This window comes from Pseudomonas sp. EA_15y_Pfl1_P101, assembly GCF_963970835.1.
In the GTDB taxonomy this organism is placed as follows: Bacteria; Pseudomonadota; Gammaproteobacteria; order Pseudomonadales; family Pseudomonadaceae; genus Aquipseudomonas; species Aquipseudomonas tritici.
In genome coordinates this window covers 209,795-229,921 of the sequence record NZ_CAXAPA010000005.1, presented here as the reverse complement: position 1 = coordinate 229,921, position 20,127 = coordinate 209,795, and the positions used below count along the sequence as shown (strand labels likewise).

Here is a 20,127-nt window from a genome sequence, read left to right as displayed (position 1 = left end):
GGTTTTTGAGGGCGCGTAGCCTACACCAGTTTCCGCAACTGCGCCGCCGTATCCACGGCGCCCATGGTCTGCGCCGCCGCCAACGCCGTCGCGCCCTGGGCATCAGTCGCCTTGGGGTTGGCGCCCTGGCCGAGCAGGTAGTCGACCATCTCCACGCGGTTGAACATTGCCGCCATCATCAAGGCGGTACGGCCGTCCGAGGAGGAGGCATCCACTGGCGCGCCCCCTTCGATCAGCGCCTGTACTACCGGCAAGGTGCCCTTGAACGCAGCCCCGGCGATCGGCAACTGGTTTTTGTCATTGGCGATCAGCGGGTCAGCCTTGAACTCCAGCAGGACTTTTACCGCCTCGGCATGGCCGTGGTAGGCCGCGAGCATCAACAGGGTGTCGCCGTTATGGTTACGAAAATTGGCTGGCAAGCCTTTGGCCAGCAGCGCGGCGAGCATAGCGGCGTCGCCTTTGCGGGCGACGTCAAAGACCTGCTCGGCAAATTCGGCGGCTTCATCATCGGTCATTTGTTTGGGTTGATCTGACATGTGGGGCTCCTTGTCCTGATACTGAATAGGCGCCAGTGTCGCGAGGGAGTTCCCACCTGTCATGGCTTTTTTGTCAAAAGGCGCCATAGGCAGAATCAATAACGCTACGGTTAATAACGGAAGTGGCCGGCCTGGATCTGCGCCAACAATGGCCCCGTCACCGGTACATAGCAGTCCGAACCCGGCAGCCAGGCGTAGACCGGATCATTGCCTGCCTTGTCCGGGTCGAACGCCTCCTGCTTGAGCCGTACTTTCTGGTATTTGAAGGTACCGGTGGTTTCCATCTTCACCTTGATCCGCAGGAACAACGGCACCGCATAATGCGGCAACTGGCCATGGGCGAACTGCAGCAACTCGCGCATGTCCAGGGCGGCCAGGGACTCGCTCGGGGTGATGGCAACCATGCCGGCACGGCCGTTGGTGTTTTCGATTTCCACACCATAGGCCACGACCTCGGCGATCTGCGGATGTTGCAACAGGACATTCTCAACTTCAGTAGTGGAGACGTTTTCGCCCTTCCAGCGATAGGTATCCCCCATACGGTCGACGAATTGCGCATGGCCAAAGCCAATGCTGCGCACCAGATCGCCGGTATTGAAGTAGCGGTCGCCCTTCACGAATACATCGGTGAGGACCACCTGGCGGTTCTTTTCCGGGTCGGTGTAGCCATCATAAGGCGACTTTTCATCGATCCTGGCCAGCAACAATCCCTGCCCACCTGTCTTCACTTTGTGCATGAAACCATCGCTGCCGCGTAGGGGCTCACCCGTATCGAGGGTGTAGTCCACCAGCGCCCAGTGCTGCAGGCAAAAACCGACGGTATTGTCGAAATTCAAGACGTTGGTGAAGCCGATATTGCCGTCGCTGGCGGCATACAACTCGCACACATGATGAACGCCGTAACGCGCCTTGAACTGCGCCCACACGCCAGGACGCAGGCCATTGCCGACCATCTTGGTCACGCGGTGATCACCATCGTTTTCGCTGGCTGGCTGGTCGAGCAGGTAACGGCACAATTCACCGACATAACCGAGTGTGGTCGCCTTGAATCTACGCGCGTCGTCCCAGAACTGGCTGGCACTGAATTTACGCCGGATGGCAAACCCCGACGCTCCGACAATCGCCGAGCCCCAGCACACGCACAGGCCGGTGGCGTGATAGAGCGGCAGCGTGCAATAAAGGACGTCGTCCGGGCCCATGTCCAAGGCAATGCTGCCGAAGCTGACGGCGGTCTTGGTCCAGCGGCCGTGCTTCATGATGCCGGCCTTGGGCAAGCCCGTGGTGCCGGAGGTGTAGATATAAAAGCAGGGATCGTTGAAGAAAACCTGCGCGGTGCTGGCCGGGTTAGTCGCCGGGCGCTCGGCGCTGGCAGCGATCAGGTCGATGTAACCTTGCGGCACCGTGGCGCCGTGTTGCTCGGCGACGAACCACGTGCGTTTTGCCTCGATCGCCACCTCATTACGCACGACTTCGTAGGCGTCCACCAATTCTGCCCCCACCACGATCGCCACGGGGTTCACCAGGTTAAGGCTGTGCACCAGCGCCGCTTGGGTTTGCGCCGTATTGAGCATGGCGCAGATGCCGCCCAGCTTGGTCACGGCCAACACGTTAAGCAGCAGTTCGGGACGGTTTTCGATAAACATCGCGACTACATCACCCTTGCCGATGCCATGGGCCTGCAGATGATGGGCAATGCGGTTGGCGTGTTGGTTGGCTTCGGTGTAGCTGAGGACGCGGTCGGCGTACAACAAGGCGGCGCCATCCGGGTTACGCAAGGCGGCTTGTTCAAAGTGCCAGCCCAGGCCGCAGGGTTGCTGGGGGTCTGTGACATTGGCGGCACGCATGCCGCGTACCACGCGGGGGAGCGCACAAACAATGGCAGGCATCTTACGCAGCATCATGCCCCAAGTGATCATGTCGTTTGGCGGATGGCTCATGGGAACGTCCTTTTTCTTATTCTTCGTAAACCTTGCAGGAAAGTACGTCAGCCACTCTTCGGCTGTACACGCAGGATTTGAAAAGTTTTGTATCCTGATGAGCGACCGCGGAAAAATGGAATTTAGCGACGCAGAGGCAGTCTTAAAAACTGATGGGGCGCCTGTTCAGGCCTGAGGAACAACGCAAAATGCAGGATACATGATGGCCATTCATGCAAATTGCACGAAACTGAAATTCTTGAATTTTCACAAGACACTGATTTATAAGGATATTTTTATAAATCGGTAGCTGGCACAATCACTGCACCTATCACTCCATGCTTGCCAACTTGAGCCAACGGAGCTGATAGACATGAGCCTGATCCAAGATAAATTCGCTTCAGTATTCTCCAACTACGACGTCACCACTCAGCCACGTCCTGACGGCGGCATCCTGTTGACCCTGCGTAACAGCGAAGGCAAACAGGTGAAGCGCTCGATCTCCTACCAGCAGTTGCACACTGCCGACCAATTGACCTGGGTGATCAGCGCCATTCGCCGCGACCTCGCCGAACAAGCCAGCGACCTGCCGCAGATTTCGATGCTGCAGAGCCAAAACCGCTTTGCCCTGCCGACGTACCACTCGGCTTAAGGCTCAGACAAAGCAGAGGGCCGCGACACTGTTGAGTGTCGCGGCCCTTTTTTACGCCTTCAGCAAAGCCCCTGACGCGCAGCCTCATTCATTGCCTGCACGCGGTTGGTCACTTCCAACTTGCCGTAGATATTGCGCAAGTGGAATTTTACCGTGGCTTCTGACGTGGCGCGTATCTTACTGATCTCCCACACAGTCTTGCCTTCCGAGGCCCAGCGCAATATTTCCAATTCTGTCGGGGTCAGCGACTTGCCCGCCAGGTTAATGCGTCGCCTGGCAGCATTGGGTACCGAATACGGCGGTAGAAACGATTCCCTCGGGCCTCTCATTGCGTTCTCTCCATTTTATTGGTCGACGTCCTATCACCCTTCGGATTCCTCCTATTGACAGGTGATATAAACGCTAATACCAGAGAGAGTTACATAAGGAATGGTATTAAGGCGCAGGCCCGAAAATAAACAGCAAGTCCCTACAGAAGGTTAAGTTTCTTCCCACAGAAACTTCCACCATACGGGGATTGAAGTTTCTGATAGGCCGTAATTAATCGTCCAAACCGGGAAAGCGCCGGGCAATATCGTCACCTGTGAATTCAGGTACCCACCCTTTCGCCGTATTGAACAACCGCAACGCTACGAAGTGCGGGTTCTCACCCATGTCAAACCAGTGCGCAATACCGGCGGGAATCACCAGCAGGTCGTTTTTCTCGCAACGCACGGCGTACACGTAGTCGCCAATGTGCAGGGCGAACAGGCCCTGGCCAGCAATGAAAAAACGCCCATCGTCTTCACTGTAACGGCGCTCGTCCAAAAACTGTGCACGCCGTTCAGATTTTTGCGCGTGATCGCCGGTAACGCGCAGCACTTCTACAGAGCCGTAGCCGAGAGCATCGATCTGCGTCTGATACGCCGCGATCAGTTCGGCATCGCTGGCGCCCTGCTCAATCGGGCTCGGCTGCCAGCGCTCAAAGCGCACGCCATGCTCGGCCAGAGTCGCGGCGATGTCATCGAAATGGGTCAAGACCTTGTTCGGAGTGTCCGGTGTAGCGGCGGAGTAGACAGCGACGTAGCTCATTGAAGGGTTCCTTGGTTCTGCTCTTGCAATCGAAGACCGATGATAACGGCGGCGGCCAGGGCGGCGACGCTGGCGATGCTGAAGGTCAGGGTCGGCCCCAACAGGTTCCAACTGTAGCCCGAATACAGCGCGCCCAGCGCACCGCCGGTACCGGCCAGGGCGGCATACAGTGCCTGGCCCTGGCCTTGTTGTTTGTCGCCAAAACTGCGCTGCACAAAGGCAATCGCTGCCGCGTGAAAGCTGCCGAAGGTGGCGGCGTGCATCACCTGCGCCAGCAACAGCACCCAGAAAAACTCGGCAAACGAACCCAGCAGCAGCCAGCGCAGTGCCGCCAGCAGCAAACTGGCGAGCAATACCCGGCGTACCGAAAAGCGCGAGAGGATACGGCTCATGGCGAGGAACATCAGCACTTCCGCCACGACACCCAAAGCCCACAACAGGCCGATCACACCACGGCTGTAACCCAGGTGTTCGAGGTGCAGGGTGAGAAAGGTGTAGTACGGGCCGTGGCTCATTTGCATCAACGCCACGCAGGCGTAAAACGCCAAGACGCCCGGGCTGCACAATTGTTTCAGGAATCCCTCGCCTGCCAGGCGACTACCCTGGGTCGCCGGCTGCGCGTTCGGCACCCACAGGCTGGCGCCGATGATGCCGGCCATGATCACCACAACCACCACCGGGTAGATGTCCAGGCTCAGCCAGTCGAACAGGCGACCCATGATCACCACGGTGAGGATAAAACCAATGGAGCCCCAGAGGCGGATCTGGCTATAGCGCGAGGTTTGTTTGCGCAGGTGCGCGAGGGTGATCACTTCAAACTGCGGCAGCACTGCGTGCCAGAAGAACGCATGCAGCGCCATCACCAGGGCCAGCCAGGCGTAGGTATGACTGACGAAGATCAGCGAAAAACTCGCCAGGGTGCACACCGCGCCAACGCGCACGATGGCCAGGCGTTGGCCGGTGTAGTCACCCAGCCAGCCCCACAGGTTGGGCGCCACGCAGCGCATCAGCATGGGGATCGCTACCAGCTCGCCGATGCGCGCGCTGGAGAACCCGAGGTGATTGAAGTACAGCGCCAGGAACGGCGCTGTCGCCCCAAGCAGGGCGAAGTAGAACAGGTAGAAGCTGGAGAGGCGCCAGTATGGGAGAGGGTTAGTCATGGCTTGGCAGGGGGCTGCTTCGCAGCCCAGCGCGAGCAAGCTCGCTCACTACAACAAGCAGTCACAGCTGGCCCAGTACCGGGGTGGTTACATGGACGTCAGCATTTTGACCACGGTTGCGCAGCAGGTGGTCCATCAACACGATGGCCATCATCGCTTCGGCAATCGGCGTAGCGCGGATGCCGACGCAGGGGTCGTGGCGGCCCTTGGTGATCACGTCAACCGGGTTACCGTGCACATCAATCGAACGGCCCGTTGTGGTGATGCTTGAGGTCGCCTTGAGCGCCAGGTGCGCAACGATCGGCTGGCCGGAGGATATACCGCCGAGGATGCCGCCCGCGTTGTTGCTGAGAAAACCTTGCGGGGTCAGCTCGTCGCGATGCTCGGTGCCGCGCTGGGACACGCACGCGAAGCCGGCGCCGATTTCCACGCCTTTGACGGCGTTGATGCTCATCAGCGCGTGGGCCAGTTCGGCATCGAGGCGGTCGAAGATCGGTTCGCCCAGGCCCGGTTTAACGCCTTCGGCAACCACGGTGATCTTGGCGCCGACCGAATCCTGGTCGCGGCGCAACTGGTCCATGTAGGCTTCCAGTTCCGGCACCTTGTCCGGGTCGGGGCTGAAGAAAGCGTTTTCTTCCACGCTGTCCCAGGTCTTGAACGGAATTTCAATCGGGCCCAACTGGCTCATGTAGCCGCGGATCACGATGCCCTGGGTCGCCAGGTATTTCTTGGCAATGGCGCCGGCAGCCACACGCATGGCGGTTTCGCGGGCCGAGCTGCGGCCACCGCCACGGTAGTCGCGTTCGCCGTATTTGTGGTGGTAGGTGTAATCGGCGTGGGCCGGACGGAACAGGTCCTTGATCGCCGAGTAGTCCTTGGACTTCTGGTCGGTGTTGCGGATCAGCAAGCCGATGGAGCAGCCGGTGGTACGCCCTTCGAACACGCCGGAAAGAATCTCGACTTCGTCGGGCTCCTGGCGCTGGGTGGTGTGGCGGCTGGTGCCGGGTTTGCGACGATCGAGGTCACGCTGCAGGTCTGCCACGGACAGCTCGAGGCCAGGCGGGCAGCCGTCGACAATGGCGACCAACGCCGGGCCATGGCTTTCGCCCGCGGTGGTGACAGTGAACAACTTGCCGAAGGTATTGCCGGACATGCAGGGCGCTCCGTGAAATCAGTTGAATCAAGTCAACTGTAATAACTTAAGGCCGCCAGTATACGCAGGCCAACCGACTAGTTCATCCTCGAAACCTTACCGGTAGACCTTGGTCCAACCGGCACCTCTCTGATGATGGCGCGATGATGCTGCGAGTTCTACTGTTGACCCTCACCCTGTTTTCCAGCCTTGGCTTTGCCGCCTCCCCCATTGTGTTGCAACGCCCCATAAGCCTGGACACCGGTAGCGGCGAGCTGTTTGGCTCACTCCTACTGCCCAAATCCGACGAGCCAGTACCGGTGGTGCTGATCATTGCCGGCTCCGGCCCCACCGACCGCAACGGCAACAGTGCCGACGGGGCGCGCAACGACAGCCTCAAGCGCCTGGCCTGGGTGCTGGCGCGGCATAACATCGCCAGCGTGCGCTACGACAAGCGTGGCGTGGCCGCCAGCCTGGCCGCCACGCCGGATGAGCGCAACCTGACCCTGGACGCTTACGTCGCGGACGCCGTGGCGTGGGGCAAACTGCTCAAAGCCGACAAACGCATGGGCCCGCTGATTGTGCTCGGCCATAGTGAAGGCGCCCTGGTAGCAGCCCTCGCCGCGCCGCAACTGGACCCCGCCGGGGTGATTTCCCTGTCCGGCAGCGCACGCCCGGTTGATCAGGTGATCCGCCAACAGTTGGCCGATCACCTGCCGCCTGCCCTGCTGCTGCGCAGCAATCAAATCCTCGATCACCTCAAGGCCGGCCAAGTGGATATGGATGTGCCTGGCCCACTGGAAGGCATTTTCCGACCCAGTGTGCAGCCGTATCTGATCAGTTTGTTTCGCGCCGACCCGTCGGCCGCCTTCGCAAAGCTGCGCATGCCAGCGCTGATCATCCAGGGCACCAACGACATCCAGGTCGGAGTGGGCGATGCCCAGCAACTGAAAAAGGCCAAGCCAGACGCTCAGCTTGCGGTGATCGGGGGCATGAACCACGTGATGCGCATCGTGCCCAACGACGTGAAACAGCAATTGGCCTCTTACAACGACCCGCAATTGCCCCTCGCCGCCGAGCTGGGCAGTCGTCTGGTGCGCTTTATCGACGGACTTCAACCCCATTAAGCGGCAATTTGCCTCCAGTCTTGGAAAAAACGGCCGATAAGCCCAGGGTCGACAGTAAACAGACTGTCGGTTTGCTGGGCTTGGACAGGATAGCGCCGCATGACAACCACTGAAGCAACACCGGAACCTACCGCCGAAACCCCGGCTGAAAAAACCGAGGCCGTCGACGCGGCGACCCTGCCATGGGCGGATGTTCAGGCCGAGCATTTCAAGATGCTGCGCCTGGCCCCCTTGGCAACCGACCGGGCCACGGGCGTGCGGCCATTGCGGTTCGTGCAATTCGGTTATGCCGAGCGCAATGACAAGCACCACAGCCTGCTGCGCATGGTCATCCAACTGCCGGGCCAGCGCGTGCGCCGTGAGCAGAATCACCTGGATATCTGGGTCGACCACGACAAGCACCGCGTGCATTTCGGCCCGGGCAACAGCCTGGAGATCGAACCGGCCAACCGCGGTATCGGCCGCTTCCTGGTCGCCCAAGCCGCCGCGTGGGCGAAGAGGAAGTGGTCGCACTATCGTGTCGACGGCGTGGACCTGTCCAACAAGGACGCATTGAACGAAGCGACACGCCTGCGCCGCGATCACTTCTTGCGCATCCAGGGTTTTGATGTGGCCTACGCCGATGTGCAGCACCTCAAAGGCAATGTGCAACCGGGCAAGGTCAGCGACGTGCTGGACAGCTGGAACACCGAGAAGGTGCAGTTCGTGGAGATTCTTGAAGCGGCGCAGATGCTGCAACAGGCCGAGCAGAATCTGATGGAACACGAAGTGAAGCTGCGCAAGGAAGAGGAAAAAGTCACCAAGTTCAAGCGTGAGGACAGCGGGTTGCGCTTTACCATCACGTGCCTGGTGGCGTTTACGGTGTTTCAGGCGGGGTTGTTGATCTGGATTGCGACACACCGCTGAAACAGGTTCGCACTAGGAAATAAGATCAAAATGTGGGAGCGGGCGTGCTCGTTCCCACATTTGCACCGTATTCCTATGGCTAGGACAAGTTAAACTCTGGCGGCAAACACTGCTTGATGCGCCAGGCACTGTTCCGCCGTCAACATAAACACCCCATGCCCACCGCGCTGGAAATCCAGCCAGGCAAAATCCACTTCCGGGTACAACGCTTCGACGTGGACCTGGCTGTTGCCCACTTCAACCATCAGCAAACCCTTCTCGGTCAAGTGGTCCGCCGCCTCGGCCAGCATACGCCGCACGAGATTCAAGCCATCATCGCCGCACGCCAGGCCCAGCTCCGGCTCGTGCTGGTATTCGTCAGGCATGTCGGCAAAGTCTTCGGCATCCACGTACGGCGGGTTGGACACGATCAGGTCAAAGCGCTGGCCCGGCAGGCCGTCGAAACCGTCGCCCTGTACGGTATACACGCGCTCATCAACGCCATGACGCTCGATGTTCTGGTTAGCCACTTCCAGGGCTTCGAAGGACAAGTCCCCCAGCACCACCTCGGCGTCCTGGAACTCGTAGGCACAGGCGATGCCGATGCAGCCGGAGCCGGTGCACAGGTCTAGGATGCGTGCCGGTGGCTGGGCCAACCAAGGCGCGAAGCGGTTTTCAATCAGCTCGCCGATCGGCGAACGCGGGATCAGCACACGCTCATCAACGATAAATGACATGCCACAGAACCAGGCCTCGCCAATCAGATAAGGTGTCGGCACGCGTTCGTGGATCCGGCGGTGCAGCAACCGTTGCAGGTGCGCGACTTCCTCTTCTTCCAGGTTGCAATCCAGGTAACTGTCGGCAATTTCCCATGGCAGGTGCAAGGCGCCGAGCACCAGTTGCCGGGCATCGTCCCAGGCATTGTCGGTGCCATGGCCAAAAAACAGGTCTTCCCCATGAAAACGGCTGACAGCCCAACGGATATGGTCGCGCAAGGTGCGCAGGGAAGAAGAAGTGGTCACGGGGGCAAGCTCCTGGAAAAAACGACTGGCGATTCTAACAGCCTTAGCCCCTATCGACGATGTACGAACACCTGTCGCCACACGTCGGAATTCATCCAAATTGCCATCATTGTGTTAAACAAGCCCACCTATTGACATGGCTGCACGTCAACAACGGCGTACCTTACGATCGTAGCGATTCACAGAACCGCTCAGCCAGTGGACAATGTCGCAAAAGCCCCCCTCACAGGAGCCCCAGAATGTCCGTTCCAAAGACGATGTTTCAACTCAGCGGTCGTGGTTACGCAGCAGCGAACCTTGCCCATGCGACTCTCGTGATCATCGACGCCCAGAAGGAATACCTCAGCGGTCCACTCGCCCTCTCGGGCATGGACGCAGCTGTCGAAAACATCAAACAACTCGTTGCAGCGGCACGCAATGCAGGGCGACCGATCGTGCATGTACGCCATCTGGGCACCGTGGGTGGCCTGTTTGACCCCCAGGGCGAGCGCGGTGAGTTCATTCCCGGCCTCGAGCCTCTTGGCGACGAAACCATCATCGGCAAGCTGCTGCCCAGTGCCTTTCACGGCACGGGCCTGGAAAAACACCTGCAAGACCTCGGCCCTCTGGACTTGATCGTCTGCGGCTTCATGAGCCATTCCAGTGTCAGCACCACCGTGCGTGCCGCCAAGAACCTGGGCTTTCGCTGCACCCTGGTGGAAGACGCCTGCACCACCCGTGACCTGCCTTACAAAGGCGGCATCTTGAGCGCCGAGCATGTGCAGCAGACTGAAATGGCGATCATGGCCGACAACTTTGCCACTCTCGCGCAGACCAAAGACCTGATCTGATCGACCTTTTGATGAGCGGCGCGGCAGTGTTTATTGCCCCGCTCATCCGCAGAGCCCTTTCATTTGGCGCATTTACCCCTCCCCCCGGAACAACCTGTGTATTGTCCGGTCGAAGGGCCGATACCCTGGAGGAAAGGTCGGAATGAAGATATCCGATGGTTTTGATGCTCGTCGCTTGCGCCCCAAGGGCCCGAGCAACTGGCGTCTGCGCCTGGTGGCCGGCATTGCCGCGCTGCTGGCGATTATTGGTGTGCTGTTGGCTGGCGCTGGTGGCGCCGGTCTATTTGGTCACTCGCCGGCCCTTGGCGAGCTGAATGCCAGCCCTGGCGGTTCGGCGATTCTGTTGGCGATCGGGCTGTTGGTGCTGTGGCTGGGCGTGTGGTTGTGGCGGCGCAGCCGTCGGAAAATGCGCCAGCCGTTGTCGCTGAACATCGCTTCGCATCTGATGAAAAAGCACGACTGATGGCGCTTGGATAGCGTTTCCTGCGCCCTGGCCGCCGCGATTTAGGTAAACTGCCCGCCCTTCGCGGAGGCCAACATGCACGACGACGACTTTTCCCTGTTCAAAAACGAGCTGCGCGGCGTCAAGCCGATCAAGCACGATCGCGCCGATACCGGCAAACCCAAGGCCGACCGGGCGCAGATCGCCAAGCTGCGCCAGGCCGCGACCGTGCGCACCGACGCCACCACCGTGGACGGCCTGTCGGACCAATTCGTAATCGATGTCGGCCCCGAAGACGAGCTGATGTGGACCCGCGACGGCGTGCAGGAAAGCCAGATGCGCAAGCTCAAGGCCGGCCAGATCCCCTTCGAAGGCAGCCTCGACCTGCACGGCATGACCGTGGAAAAAGCCCGCGAAACCCTGTGGGCCTTCCTGGCCGAAGCCACCAAGTTCGAAATCCGCTGCGTGCGCGTTACCCATGGCAAGGCCGTGCGGCTGGACGGCAAGCGGCCCATGATCAAGAGCCACGTCAACACCTGGCTACGCCAGCACGCCCAGGTACTCGGCTTTACCTCGTGCCAGGCCCGCCACGGCGGCGCGGGAGCGGTGTATGTGATGCTCAAGCGCACCATGATGGAAGGGCGTGACGAGTAACAAGTGCCCTCGTCAGGCTTGCAGCGATGTGTCCGCCACCGTAACCTTGCGCTTTGCGAAAATCCCACAGGTAGTTTCATGTCCCTGGAACAGAATTACACCGAGATCCTCGGCCAACTCGGCGAGGACGTTTCCCGCGAGGGCCTGCTCGACACGCCAAAACGTGCCGCCAAGGCGATGCAGTACCTTTGCCGCGGCTATGAGCAGACGCTCGAAGAAGTCACCAACGGTGCCTTGTTCAGCTCCGACAACAGCGAAATGGTGCTGGTCAAGGACATCGAGTTGTACTCGCTGTGCGAACACCACCTGCTGCCGTTTATCGGTAAGGCCCACGTGGCGTATATCCCGAGCGGCAAAGTGCTGGGCCTGTCAAAGGTTGCGCGGATCGTCGACATGTACGCCCGCCGCCTGCAGATCCAGGAGAACCTCAGCCGCCAGATCGCCGATGCCGTGATGCAAGTGACAGGCGCCCTGGGCGTGGCCGTGGTGATTGAAGCCAAGCACATGTGCATGATGATGCGCGGTGTCGAGAAGCAGAATTCGTCGATGATCACCTCGGTGATGCTGGGTGAGTTCCGCGAAAACGCGGCCACCCGCAGCGAATTCCTCAGCCTGATCAAGTAACAGGCTGCATACGAAAAAGCCGGCGTTCATCGCCGGTTTTTTTTCGCCTGCCAAATTGAGGTAAGCTGCGGCCCCTTCTGTATCGGGCAAGAGGTTTTAGCCATGTTCGTCAAAGCACTTCGAGTGGGCCTCGGCCACGTCATCATCGCGGGCGACTTCCTTACCCGCCCGCGCAAAAAGCAGCGGCCTGCCGAACAGCAGGCGTTGGTGAATGCGGCAGCCAAGGAGCTGACGCTCTATCAATTCCATGCCTGCCCGTTCTGCGTGAAGACTCGCCGCACCCTGCATCGTCTGAATGTGCCAGTGGCGTTGAAGGATGCGAAGAACAACGAGCAGGACCGCCAGACCCTGCTGGAGCAAGGCGGCAAGATCAAAGTGCCGTGCCTGCGCATTGAAGAAAATGGCCAGACCACCTGGATGTATGACTCCAAGGTGATCATTGATTACCTGGACAAGCGGTTTGCTGCGGTCTGACAGGTTTAAAAAATCAAAATGTGGGCGCTGGCTTGCCTGTGCCCGCCTTAACGCCGTATTACCAGACCCAGCAGCGCGGAACCCAGGCACTTGCCATGCGCATCCAGCGCCAGCGAACGGGTGACGCCACCGCGCAGGATCCCCGGCAGCACGAAATTCAGCGCCTGCACATTGCGCAACTCATAACGCCGCACAGGTGCCGCCCCCGGTTCGCGCAAGCCAGCGAAAAACTCAGCCACGCGCTCGGCCGTGAGCTGTTCGCACAGCAGCGGATAATCCTCGGCACGGTAGGCAATGATCGAGATATTCGACGTGTCGCCCTTATCCCCGGTGCGGGAGTGGGCCAGCGTGTGCAACTTCATGCTTCGATCCTCGGGTTGACCGCATTGCGCGGCAGCAGCAACGACGCCACGGCCACCACTTGGCGCACGCTTTTGCTCGCGCCGCCGCCTTCGGACGGGCCATTGGTGTAGAGGGTTTCAACTTCATTGCCAACGCGCACCGCTTCGCCGCGATCCTCACAGCGGGCCGCCACGCGCAGGCGCACTTCCCAGGGTTCGACTGTGCTGCGTGTGCCGTGAAGCGAGTCCATGCCGATCAGCTCCGCGCGCAGGTCTTGCATCTTCACGCCCATCAACTCAAGACGCTTGAGGACTACATCCCGCGCCAGCTGCGCCCGTGCGACAGCACCGGGGCCGCCGTAGGACATCTGCCCTTCACCGATCCAGCCATCCAGATAGCCGACGCTGATCTTCAATTGTTCGGGCCGCGCGCGGCCGTCGGCACCGCTGGCGCGCACGCGATCAACGCTTTCTTCGACAAACCCCACCTGGGAAAAATCGGCCGTCACATCCGGCGTGAGGTACGCCGCCGGGTCGTGCACTTCGTAGATCAGTTGCTCAGTACAGGTGGCGCGGCTGACCCGCCCACCTGAGCCGGCAACCTTGGTGATCAAGGCGTCGCCGTCGGCATCGATCTCAGCCAAGGGGAAGCCCAGGCGCGCGAGGTCATCCACGTCCTTGAAGCCGGGATCGGCAAAATACCCACCGCTGACTTGCCCGGCGCATTCGAGCAAATGCCCCACCAACGTGCCGCGCCCCAGACGCAGCCAATCGTCCGGCGCCCAGCCAAATTCAAACATCTGCGGCGCGAGGAACAGCGATGGGTCGGCCACGCGCCCGGTGATCACCCCATCTGCTTCGGCACGCAACGCCTCCAGAATACCGTCGACGCCCAGGTAGGCATTTGCGGAAATCAGCCGTTCACCCAATGAGCCGACAGTCTGGCCATTATCCAACAGAAACTCGGGCTGCAACACGTTCAACACGTCGTCGCCGACGACCGCAACCACCTTAAGATCAAGGCCCAACTCACCGGCAATCCGCCGCACTTCAATAGCCGCGGATACCGGATTGGCGGCGCCCATGTTGGTGATCACCCGCAGGCGGCGGCGACCTTCAGGCCGGCCAACAAAAGGCAACACCCGGCGCATGCGCTCACTCAGCAAGGGGTCGTACCCACCCTGTGGATCACTGATCCGCGCCTGTTGCGCCAGGGCAATGGTGCGTTCAGCCAGGCACTCGAACACCAGGTAATCCAGGTCGCCCCGCTCGGCCAGCTCCACGGCAGGTTCGATACGGTCGCCGGAATAGCCGGCGCCGGAACCGATGCGCAAGGTTTTCATCTCAAATTACTCCCAGGAGCAACGCCGTCAGGCTCATCAACACCGACGCTGCGAACAGAAACGGAATGGTGAAGCGCTGGTGATCGGCCAATTCGATCTTGCACAGGCCCACCAACAGGAAGGTCGCGGGGTCAGCGGGCTGACCGGGAAACCGGTGGTGTGCACGCCGAGCAATGAGGCTTGGGCCACTTGCAACGGGTCGACGCCCAAGGCCTTACCCACTTCGGCGATCACCGGCATTACGCCGCAATAGTAGGAGTCGGGGTCGAACAGCATGCTCAACGGCATGGAAATAAAGCCCACCACCGCCGGGATCAACTTGCCGTGGCCGGCCGGAATCTGCGCCACCGCCACTTCGGCAATCGCCTTGAGCATGCCGGTGCCTTGCATGATCCCGGTGAACACCCCGGCGGCGAGCAGGATACTGGCCATGGTCAGCGCGGTCTTGGCGTGGGCATCGATGCGGGCGCGCTGGGCGTCCACATTGGGATAGTTGATACACAAAGCCATCACGGTGCCGAGCATAAACATCACCACCGGGTCGACCCAGCCGGCAATCATCACCACCATCACCAGCACGGTCAGGATCAAGTTGACCCAGAACAGACCTGGGCGACGCAGCTTGATGTCGTCGTCACTGAGCACCCGTTGCGGCATCGCATCGACGACCGAGCCGGCGCCGAGGCCCAGGCGTTTTTCTTCGCGATGACCCAGCCACCAGGCGCAGGCGAATACGAAGATCAGACCAACGATCTGCACCGGGATCAGCGGCTGGAACAGGTCCGCCACCGGCACATGCAACGCCGCGGAGGAGCGCAGCACCGGGCCGGTCCACGGTAAGAAGTTGACCCCTGCCGCCATCGCGCAGACACACGCGAGGATGCGCTTATCAATGCCCAGCCGCGTGTACAGCGGCAGCATCGCCGGCACCGTCACCAGAAAGGTCACCGCGCCGGAGCCGTCCAGGTGCACCAGTAACGCCAAGGTCGCCGTACCCACGACAATTCGTGTAGGACGCGTCCCTACCGTGCGCAGGATGCGATCAATGATGGGGTCAAGCATGCCGGCGTCGGTCATGATCCCGAAAAACAGGATCGCGAACACAAACATACCCACCACGGGGGCGACGTTCTTGATACCGGTGATGATGAAGGCGCTGGTTTGCAGGCCGAACCCGCCGAGCAGCAATGAAGAACAGCATCCAACACATCCAGGCATTCCTTGCCGTGGCCCGCACCGGCAGTTTCACCAAGGCCGCCAATGAGCTGCACCTATCGCCTTCTGCGCTGACCGTGCAAGTGCAGCAGCTGGAAGACTGGCTCGGCGTCGCCCTGCTCGACCGCAGCCCACGTCACGTCAGTATCACCGCCGCCGGCCTGGATGCGCGCGGGCCCATGGAAAAACTGCTGCTGGACCTGGACAACATCGTCACCGGTTCCCGCGACCTCGCCGCCTTACGCCGAGGCGTGGTCACCATCGCCGCCCTGCCCTCGGTCTGTGCCGGTTCGCTGCCGCCTGTTCTGCGCCTGTTTCGCGAGCGTTTTGCCGGGATCGAAGTACGCCTGCATGACCTGGTGGCCCATCGCATTCACGCTCAAGTACGTTCCGGCGAAGTGGATTTCGGCATCGGCGTGCGCGCACGGCTCAGCCACGGCCTGGAATTCGTACCGGTGCTGAATGATCGTTTGTGCGCGTTTGTACCGCTGGATCATCCCCTCACCCGCCATCAACAACTGACCCTGGAACAATTGGCGGACCAGCCGATCATCCTCACCGGCCGCGACAGCAGTGTGCGCGAGCACGTGGATGCGCTGTTCGACGAGACACGACTGACGATGAACGCCGGGATGGAGGCCAACTACATGTCGACCGTGTTGGCGCTGGTGCGCCAAGGGCTGGGGATCAGTGTGCTGCCAGAGTCGGCGGCGGACAGTCTGGAGGGGTTGAAGCGAATCAATATCGATCATCCTGGCGTGAACAGGGAGATCGGGTTGATCAGTCGCAGCGGGATGGGGCTGAGTCCCGCAGCACAACGCTGCTTTGATCTGCTGAACGACGAACTATCTGACACACTCTAGCGCCCACATTTCGGCCTCGTTGTCAGTCCAGCATCGGCACGTGCTTGGGATGGCTGGCCACCCGCACCAGCCACGCCTGCACGGCCGGATAAGCGTCCAGGTCAAACCCACCTTCATTCGCCACATGGGTGTAGGCATACAGCGCCACATCGGCGATGGAGAACTGGTCGCCCACCAAGTAAGGCGTCAACTGCAGCTGGCGCTCCATCACCTTGAGTGCCTTGTAGCCGCCTTTGTGCAGTTTTTTGTATTCCTCCAGACGATCCTCGGGAAGTCCCAGGTAAAACTGGATAAACCGCGCCACTGCAATGTACGGCTCGTGGCTGTATTGCTCGAAGAACTGCCACTGCAGCACTTGCGTGCGCAGGCGCGGCTCGGTGGGCAGGAACTCACTGCCATCGGCGAGGAAGTTGAGAATCGCGTTGGACTCCCACAGGCAGGTGCCGTCTTCCAGTTCCAGCACCGGGATCTTACCGTTGGGGTTCTTGGTCAGGAACTCGGGGGTCTCGGTATCGCCGTTAAGGATATCGACATCGATCCATTGATACGGGATGCCCAGCAGGCTGAGCATCAATTTGACCTTGTAGCAGTTGCCCGACTTGTAATCGCCATAAACCTTGTACATGGGGCTCCCCTTATGCCGCTTGCGCGTGCTGTGCGTGACGGACCACCGCGGCCAGGCACTTAAGACCTTCGTCGAGGCGGGCCGGGTCGATATGGCTGAAATTGAGTCGCAGCGAACCGTGGTGCTGGTCCGGCTCGGAAAAGAACGGTTCACCGGGCATGAACGCGACGTTCTGATCGAGCGCTTGAGCCAACAAGGTGCGGGTGTCGAGCGGCTGTTTCAAGGTCAGCCAGAAGAATAATCCACCCTGGGGCACTTGCCAGTCGGCCAGATCGGCGAAGTGACGTTCCAATGCGGCTTGGAACGCATCGCGACGCTCGCGGTAAAAGCTGCGAAGTTCCACCAGGTGATGCTGGTATTTCTCCGTGCCGATCCACTGCATCGCTTGCCACTGGCCGACGCGGTTGGTGTGCAAATCCGCCGACTGCTTGAGCTTGAGCAGGTGCGGGAACAGGTCCGGGCTGGCAATCAGGTAGCCAACGCGCAGGCCCGGCAACAGGGTCTTGGACACGGTGCCGGTGTAGATCCAACTGGCTTTTTTCAGGCGTCCGACAATCGGTGTGGCGCTGCCGCCGTCGAACGTCAGTTCGCGGTAGGGCTCATCTTCGATCAGGGTCACGCCAAACTCATCGAGCAAGGCGGCGACGGCGGCGCGCTTGGCGTCGCTGTAGCGCACGGCCGACGGGTTCTGGAACGTCGGGATCAGGTAGATGAACGCCGGACGATGGCGTTCAAGGTTGACCCGCAGAGCGGCCAGGTCGGGGCCATCGGCTTCCAATGACACGGTGAGGCAATCGGCGCCGAACAGCTGGAAGATCTGCAAGGCAGCCAGGTAGGTCGGGCCTTCCAACAGGATCTGCGTGCCTTTGTCGATATACAGCTTCGCCGCCAGGTCCAGGGTTTGCTGGGAACCGCTGACCACCAGCACCTGGCTGGCCTGGCACGGCACGCCAAGGGCTCGGGCCTCGGCGGCGAGCAACTCGCGCAATTGTGGCTCGCCTTCGCTCATGCCGTATTGGCCGATGTTCAGCGGCATGTCATCCCAGTTCAATGCTGGCAGCATGGCCTCGGCCGGCAGCCCCCCGGCGAAAGACATCACTTCCGGGCGCTGGGCTGCCGCGAGGATTTCACGGATCAGGGAGCTTTTAAGGCGCGTAACACGTTCAGAGAAGGCCATGGGGTCACCGGTAGCGAAGATCGCGTTAAATACGTCAAACTGGTTGACCGAAATTACGACAACTTCAGTGGATACGTCAACATGCTTGACCTTAAAAACCAGGCCCGCCAACAAGAGGCCATGGAGGCGTTCTTTTTCGGCTACCAGGCCTTCACCGCCAAAGCCGACGAAATGCTCGAACGTCGAGGCCTGAGCCGCGTGCACCAGCGCATTGTGTTTTTTATCGCGCGCTACCCCGCCTTGAGCGTGAAGGAACTGCTGGAATTGCTCGGTGTGAGCAAGCAGGCGCTGAACATGCCCCTGCGCCAATTGCAGGAAATGCATCTGGTCAACAGCGTCGCGTCAGAAACCGACAAGCGCAAACGCCTGCTGGAGCTCACTGAAGAAGGCCTGCGTTTTGAGCAATCACTGCGCCGCGAACAGGTGAAGTTGTTGCAACGCGCCTTCAGTGACGCGGGGGCTGAAGCCGTGGCCGGATGGCTAGCGGTGAACCAGGCGCTGAGTGCCTTGAACTAGCCTTTCATCCACTTTTACCCAACCGCTCGAAAACATTATTTGCTTTATTTGTATACAAAAGCATAATTCGCTTCGTGCGAGTTCCTGACCTATTGGTCAACAAACCCGCCAGTACCTCACAGCGCCTAAGCGCTGGCCATAACAATAAAATGCTTGAGGAGTACTCGCTGTGGATAGCCGCAAATCCGAAGCCTCACCCCTGGACCTCCAACCCACCCGCACCGGCTGGCTGGAACGCCTGTTTAAGCTGCGCTTGCATGGCACCACAGTGAAGACCGAGCTGATCGCCGGTCTCACCACCTTTATCACCATGGCCTACATCATTTTCGTCAACCCGAACATCATGGCCGACGCCGGCATCGATCACGGCGCGGCATTCGTCGCCACCTGCATCGCCGCCGCGCTGGGCTGCCTGTTAATGGGCCTCTACGCCAACTGGCCGGTCGGCCTGGCGCCGGGCATGGGCTTGAACGCGTTTTTCACCTACACCGTGGTCGGCACCATGGGCTACACCTGGGAAACTGCGCTGGGCGCAGTGTTTATTTCCGGCGTTCTGTTCATGGGCCTGACCCTGTCCCGCGTGCGCGAATGGCTGCTCAACAGCATCCCCGTCAGCTTGCGCCATGCGATGGGCGCGGGTGTAGGCCTGTTCCTCGGGGTGATCGGCCTGAAGACGGCGGGCATCATCGTCGACAGTCCCGCGACCTTGATCAAACTCGGTTCGTTGCACGAGCCCGCGCCACTGCTGGCAGCCGTGTGCTTCCTGCTGATCGCGATCCTCAGCTACCACCGCGTGTTCGGCGCGATCCTGATCAGCATCATCGCTGTGACGCTGGCGGGTGGAGGGCTGGGCCTGGTGCACTACAACGGCATTCTTGCCACACCTCCGAGCCTGGCGCCGACCTGGATGGCCATGGACGTAAAAGGTGTATTCAATATCAGCATGATCAGCGTGGTATTTGCATTTCTTTTTGTACACATGTTCGACACTGCCGGTACACTGATGGGCGTCGCGCAGCGGGCCGGCCTCGTCAATGCCGATGGCAAGATCGATAACCTGTCACGTGCGTTGAAAGCCGACAGTGCTTCCAGCGTATTCGGTGCCATGGTGGGTGTTCCACCGGTGACCAGCTACGTGGAAAGTGCTGCCGGCGTGGCCGCTGGCGGGCGTACCGGGCTGACCGCCGTGACCGTGGGCATCCTGTTTGTGGCGGCGATGTTTTTTGCACCACTGGCGGGGATGATTCCAGCGTATGCCACGGCGGGTGCGCTGATTTATGTCGCGATGCTGATGATGGCGAGCATGGCCCATATCAATTGGGATGAAGCCACTGACAGCATCCCGGCGATTGTCACCGCAATCATGATGCCGCTGACCTTCTCGGTCGCCGACGGTATCGCCTTGGGCTTTATCACGTATGTGGCGCTCAAGGCCGGCACCGGTAAGTACCGCGAGATTTCTGTCAGCCTGTGGGTGCTGTGCGCGATCTTTATCGCCAAATTCATATTTCTATAAAGGAGC

Annotated in this window: 22 protein-coding genes and 1 pseudogene; 11 read left to right on the top strand and 12 right to left on the bottom strand. The window is 60.3% G+C overall.

The window, feature by feature from the left end:
• Window positions 1–20: 20 nt before the first annotated feature.
• Both AACY36_RS10150 and AACY36_RS10145 read right to left on the bottom strand, forming a co-directional pair.
• Window positions 21–536, bottom strand: coding sequence for an ankyrin repeat domain-containing protein (locus AACY36_RS10150; protein ID WP_339416486.1), 516 nt, complete (start codon window positions 534–536; stop codon window positions 21–23).
• Between the two features lie 110 nt (window positions 537–646).
• On the bottom strand, window positions 647–2,473 hold the full coding sequence (locus AACY36_RS10145) for a long-chain-acyl-CoA synthetase (RefSeq protein ID WP_339497032.1): 1,827 nt from the start codon (window positions 2,471–2,473) through the stop codon (window positions 647–649).
• A gap of 352 nt (window positions 2,474–2,825) precedes the next feature.
• Between AACY36_RS10145 and AACY36_RS10140 the strand changes: the two genes are divergently transcribed.
• On the top strand, window positions 2,826–3,104 hold the full coding sequence (locus AACY36_RS10140) for a DUF3509 domain-containing protein (protein ID WP_010208870.1): 279 nt from the start codon (window positions 2,826–2,828) through the stop codon (window positions 3,102–3,104).
• 59 nt (window positions 3,105–3,163) lie between these two features.
• Here AACY36_RS10140 and AACY36_RS10135 read toward each other — a convergent pair whose 3' ends face one another.
• From AACY36_RS10135 to aroC, 4 genes are all read right to left on the bottom strand, one after another.
• Window positions 3,164–3,433 (bottom strand): response regulator transcription factor, encoded by a 270-nt coding sequence (locus AACY36_RS10135; RefSeq protein WP_339416489.1) that lies wholly within the window; start codon window positions 3,431–3,433, stop codon window positions 3,164–3,166.
• 211 nt (window positions 3,434–3,644) lie between these two features.
• Entirely contained in the window at window positions 3,645–4,175 is a 531-nt protein-coding gene (locus AACY36_RS10130; RefSeq protein ID WP_339416490.1) for a 1,2-dihydroxy-3-keto-5-methylthiopentene dioxygenase, read from the bottom strand.
• Entirely contained in the window at window positions 4,172–5,335 is a 1,164-nt protein-coding gene (locus AACY36_RS10125) for an MFS transporter (protein ID WP_339427426.1), read from the bottom strand. The genes AACY36_RS10130 and AACY36_RS10125 overlap by 4 nt, the downstream gene beginning before the upstream one ends.
• Before the next feature lie 61 nt (window positions 5,336–5,396).
• Entirely contained in the window at window positions 5,397–6,488 is a 1,092-nt protein-coding gene (gene aroC / locus AACY36_RS10120; protein WP_339416494.1) for a chorismate synthase, read from the bottom strand.
• A 143-nt stretch (window positions 6,489–6,631) separates the two neighbouring features.
• Between aroC and AACY36_RS10115 the strand changes: the two genes are divergently transcribed.
• On the top strand, window positions 6,632–7,594 hold the full coding sequence (locus tag AACY36_RS10115) for an alpha/beta hydrolase (RefSeq protein WP_339416496.1): 963 nt from the start codon (window positions 6,632–6,634) through the stop codon (window positions 7,592–7,594).
• A gap of 99 nt (window positions 7,595–7,693) precedes the next feature.
• Window positions 7,694–8,500: a hypothetical protein gene (locus AACY36_RS10110; RefSeq protein ID WP_339416498.1), complete on the top strand. Its 807-nt coding sequence runs from the start codon at window positions 7,694–7,696 to the stop codon at window positions 8,498–8,500.
• Between the two features lie 89 nt (window positions 8,501–8,589).
• Here the strand turns inward: AACY36_RS10110 and prmB are convergent, their stop codons facing one another.
• Window positions 8,590–9,501 (bottom strand): 50S ribosomal protein L3 N(5)-glutamine methyltransferase, encoded by a 912-nt coding sequence (gene prmB / locus AACY36_RS10105; RefSeq protein WP_339416500.1) that lies wholly within the window; start codon window positions 9,499–9,501, stop codon window positions 8,590–8,592.
• 239 nt (window positions 9,502–9,740) lie between these two features.
• On the opposite strand from prmB, the gene AACY36_RS10100 reads away from it, so the two are divergent.
• The 5 genes from AACY36_RS10100 (at window position 9,741) to AACY36_RS10080 (ending at window position 12,525) form a co-directional block, all read left to right on the top strand.
• Entirely contained in the window at window positions 9,741–10,331 is a 591-nt protein-coding gene (locus tag AACY36_RS10100) for a cysteine hydrolase family protein (RefSeq protein ID WP_339416501.1), read from the top strand.
• A gap of 142 nt (window positions 10,332–10,473) precedes the next feature.
• The gene (locus tag AACY36_RS10095) at window positions 10,474–10,794 is read left to right on the top strand and encodes a hypothetical protein (protein WP_339416502.1); all 321 of its coding nucleotides are present in this window, start codon (window positions 10,474–10,476) and stop codon (window positions 10,792–10,794) included.
• A 75-nt stretch (window positions 10,795–10,869) separates the two neighbouring features.
• Window positions 10,870–11,427 (top strand): Smr/MutS family protein, encoded by a 558-nt coding sequence (locus AACY36_RS10090; protein ID WP_339416503.1) that lies wholly within the window; start codon window positions 10,870–10,872, stop codon window positions 11,425–11,427.
• A gap of 78 nt (window positions 11,428–11,505) precedes the next feature.
• The gene (folE, locus tag AACY36_RS10085; protein ID WP_083357562.1) at window positions 11,506–12,051 is read left to right on the top strand and encodes a GTP cyclohydrolase I FolE; all 546 of its coding nucleotides are present in this window, start codon (window positions 11,506–11,508) and stop codon (window positions 12,049–12,051) included.
• Window positions 12,052–12,153: 102 nt separating this feature from the next.
• Window positions 12,154–12,525 carry a glutathione S-transferase N-terminal domain-containing protein gene (locus AACY36_RS10080; RefSeq protein WP_065873333.1) on the top strand — a complete coding sequence of 124 codons (372 nt, stop codon included), beginning with the start codon at window positions 12,154–12,156 and terminating at the stop codon, window positions 12,523–12,525.
• A 47-nt stretch (window positions 12,526–12,572) separates the two neighbouring features.
• Here the strand turns inward: AACY36_RS10080 and AACY36_RS10075 are convergent, their stop codons facing one another.
• The 3 genes and pseudogenes from AACY36_RS10075 to AACY36_RS10065 form a co-directional block, all read right to left on the bottom strand.
• Window positions 12,573–12,887, bottom strand: coding sequence for an AtuA-related protein (locus tag AACY36_RS10075; protein ID WP_339416505.1), 315 nt, complete (start codon window positions 12,885–12,887; stop codon window positions 12,573–12,575).
• Complete coding sequence (locus tag AACY36_RS10070; RefSeq protein WP_339416507.1) at window positions 12,884–14,209, bottom strand: acyclic terpene utilization AtuA family protein; 1,326 nt, start codon at window positions 14,207–14,209, stop codon at window positions 12,884–12,886. Before AACY36_RS10070 ends, AACY36_RS10075 begins: the two co-directional genes overlap by 4 nt.
• A gap of 1 nt (window position 14,210) precedes the next feature.
• Window positions 14,211–15,394 (bottom strand): annotated as a pseudogene (locus tag AACY36_RS10065) (CitMHS family transporter); the annotation flags it as partial.
• Window positions 15,395–15,396: 2 nt separating this feature from the next.
• On the opposite strand from AACY36_RS10065, the gene AACY36_RS10060 reads away from it, so the two are divergent.
• Window positions 15,397–16,287, top strand: a complete 891-nt coding sequence (locus AACY36_RS10060) for a LysR family transcriptional regulator (RefSeq protein WP_370467861.1) — start codon at window positions 15,397–15,399, stop codon at window positions 16,285–16,287.
• Window positions 16,288–16,309: 22 nt separating this feature from the next.
• On the opposite strand, the gene AACY36_RS10055 is transcribed toward AACY36_RS10060, so the two are convergent.
• Both AACY36_RS10055 and AACY36_RS10050 read right to left on the bottom strand, forming a co-directional pair.
• Window positions 16,310–16,912, bottom strand: a complete 603-nt coding sequence (locus AACY36_RS10055; protein ID WP_339436285.1) for a glutathione S-transferase family protein — start codon at window positions 16,910–16,912, stop codon at window positions 16,310–16,312.
• Window positions 16,913–16,922: 10 nt separating this feature from the next.
• Window positions 16,923–18,089 carry an aminotransferase-like domain-containing protein gene (locus tag AACY36_RS10050; protein ID WP_339416510.1) on the bottom strand — a complete coding sequence of 389 codons (1,167 nt, stop codon included), beginning with the start codon at window positions 18,087–18,089 and terminating at the stop codon, window positions 16,923–16,925.
• Between the two features lie 81 nt (window positions 18,090–18,170).
• On the opposite strand from AACY36_RS10050, the gene AACY36_RS10045 reads away from it, so the two are divergent.
• Both AACY36_RS10045 and AACY36_RS10040 read left to right on the top strand, forming a co-directional pair.
• Entirely contained in the window at window positions 18,171–18,605 is a 435-nt protein-coding gene (locus AACY36_RS10045; protein ID WP_339416512.1) for a MarR family winged helix-turn-helix transcriptional regulator, read from the top strand.
• A gap of 169 nt (window positions 18,606–18,774) precedes the next feature.
• A complete protein-coding gene (locus tag AACY36_RS10040) occupies window positions 18,775–20,121 on the top strand; it encodes an NCS2 family permease (protein ID WP_339416514.1) in 1,347 nt (448 codons plus the stop codon).
• Window positions 20,122–20,127: the final 6 nt, after the last annotated feature.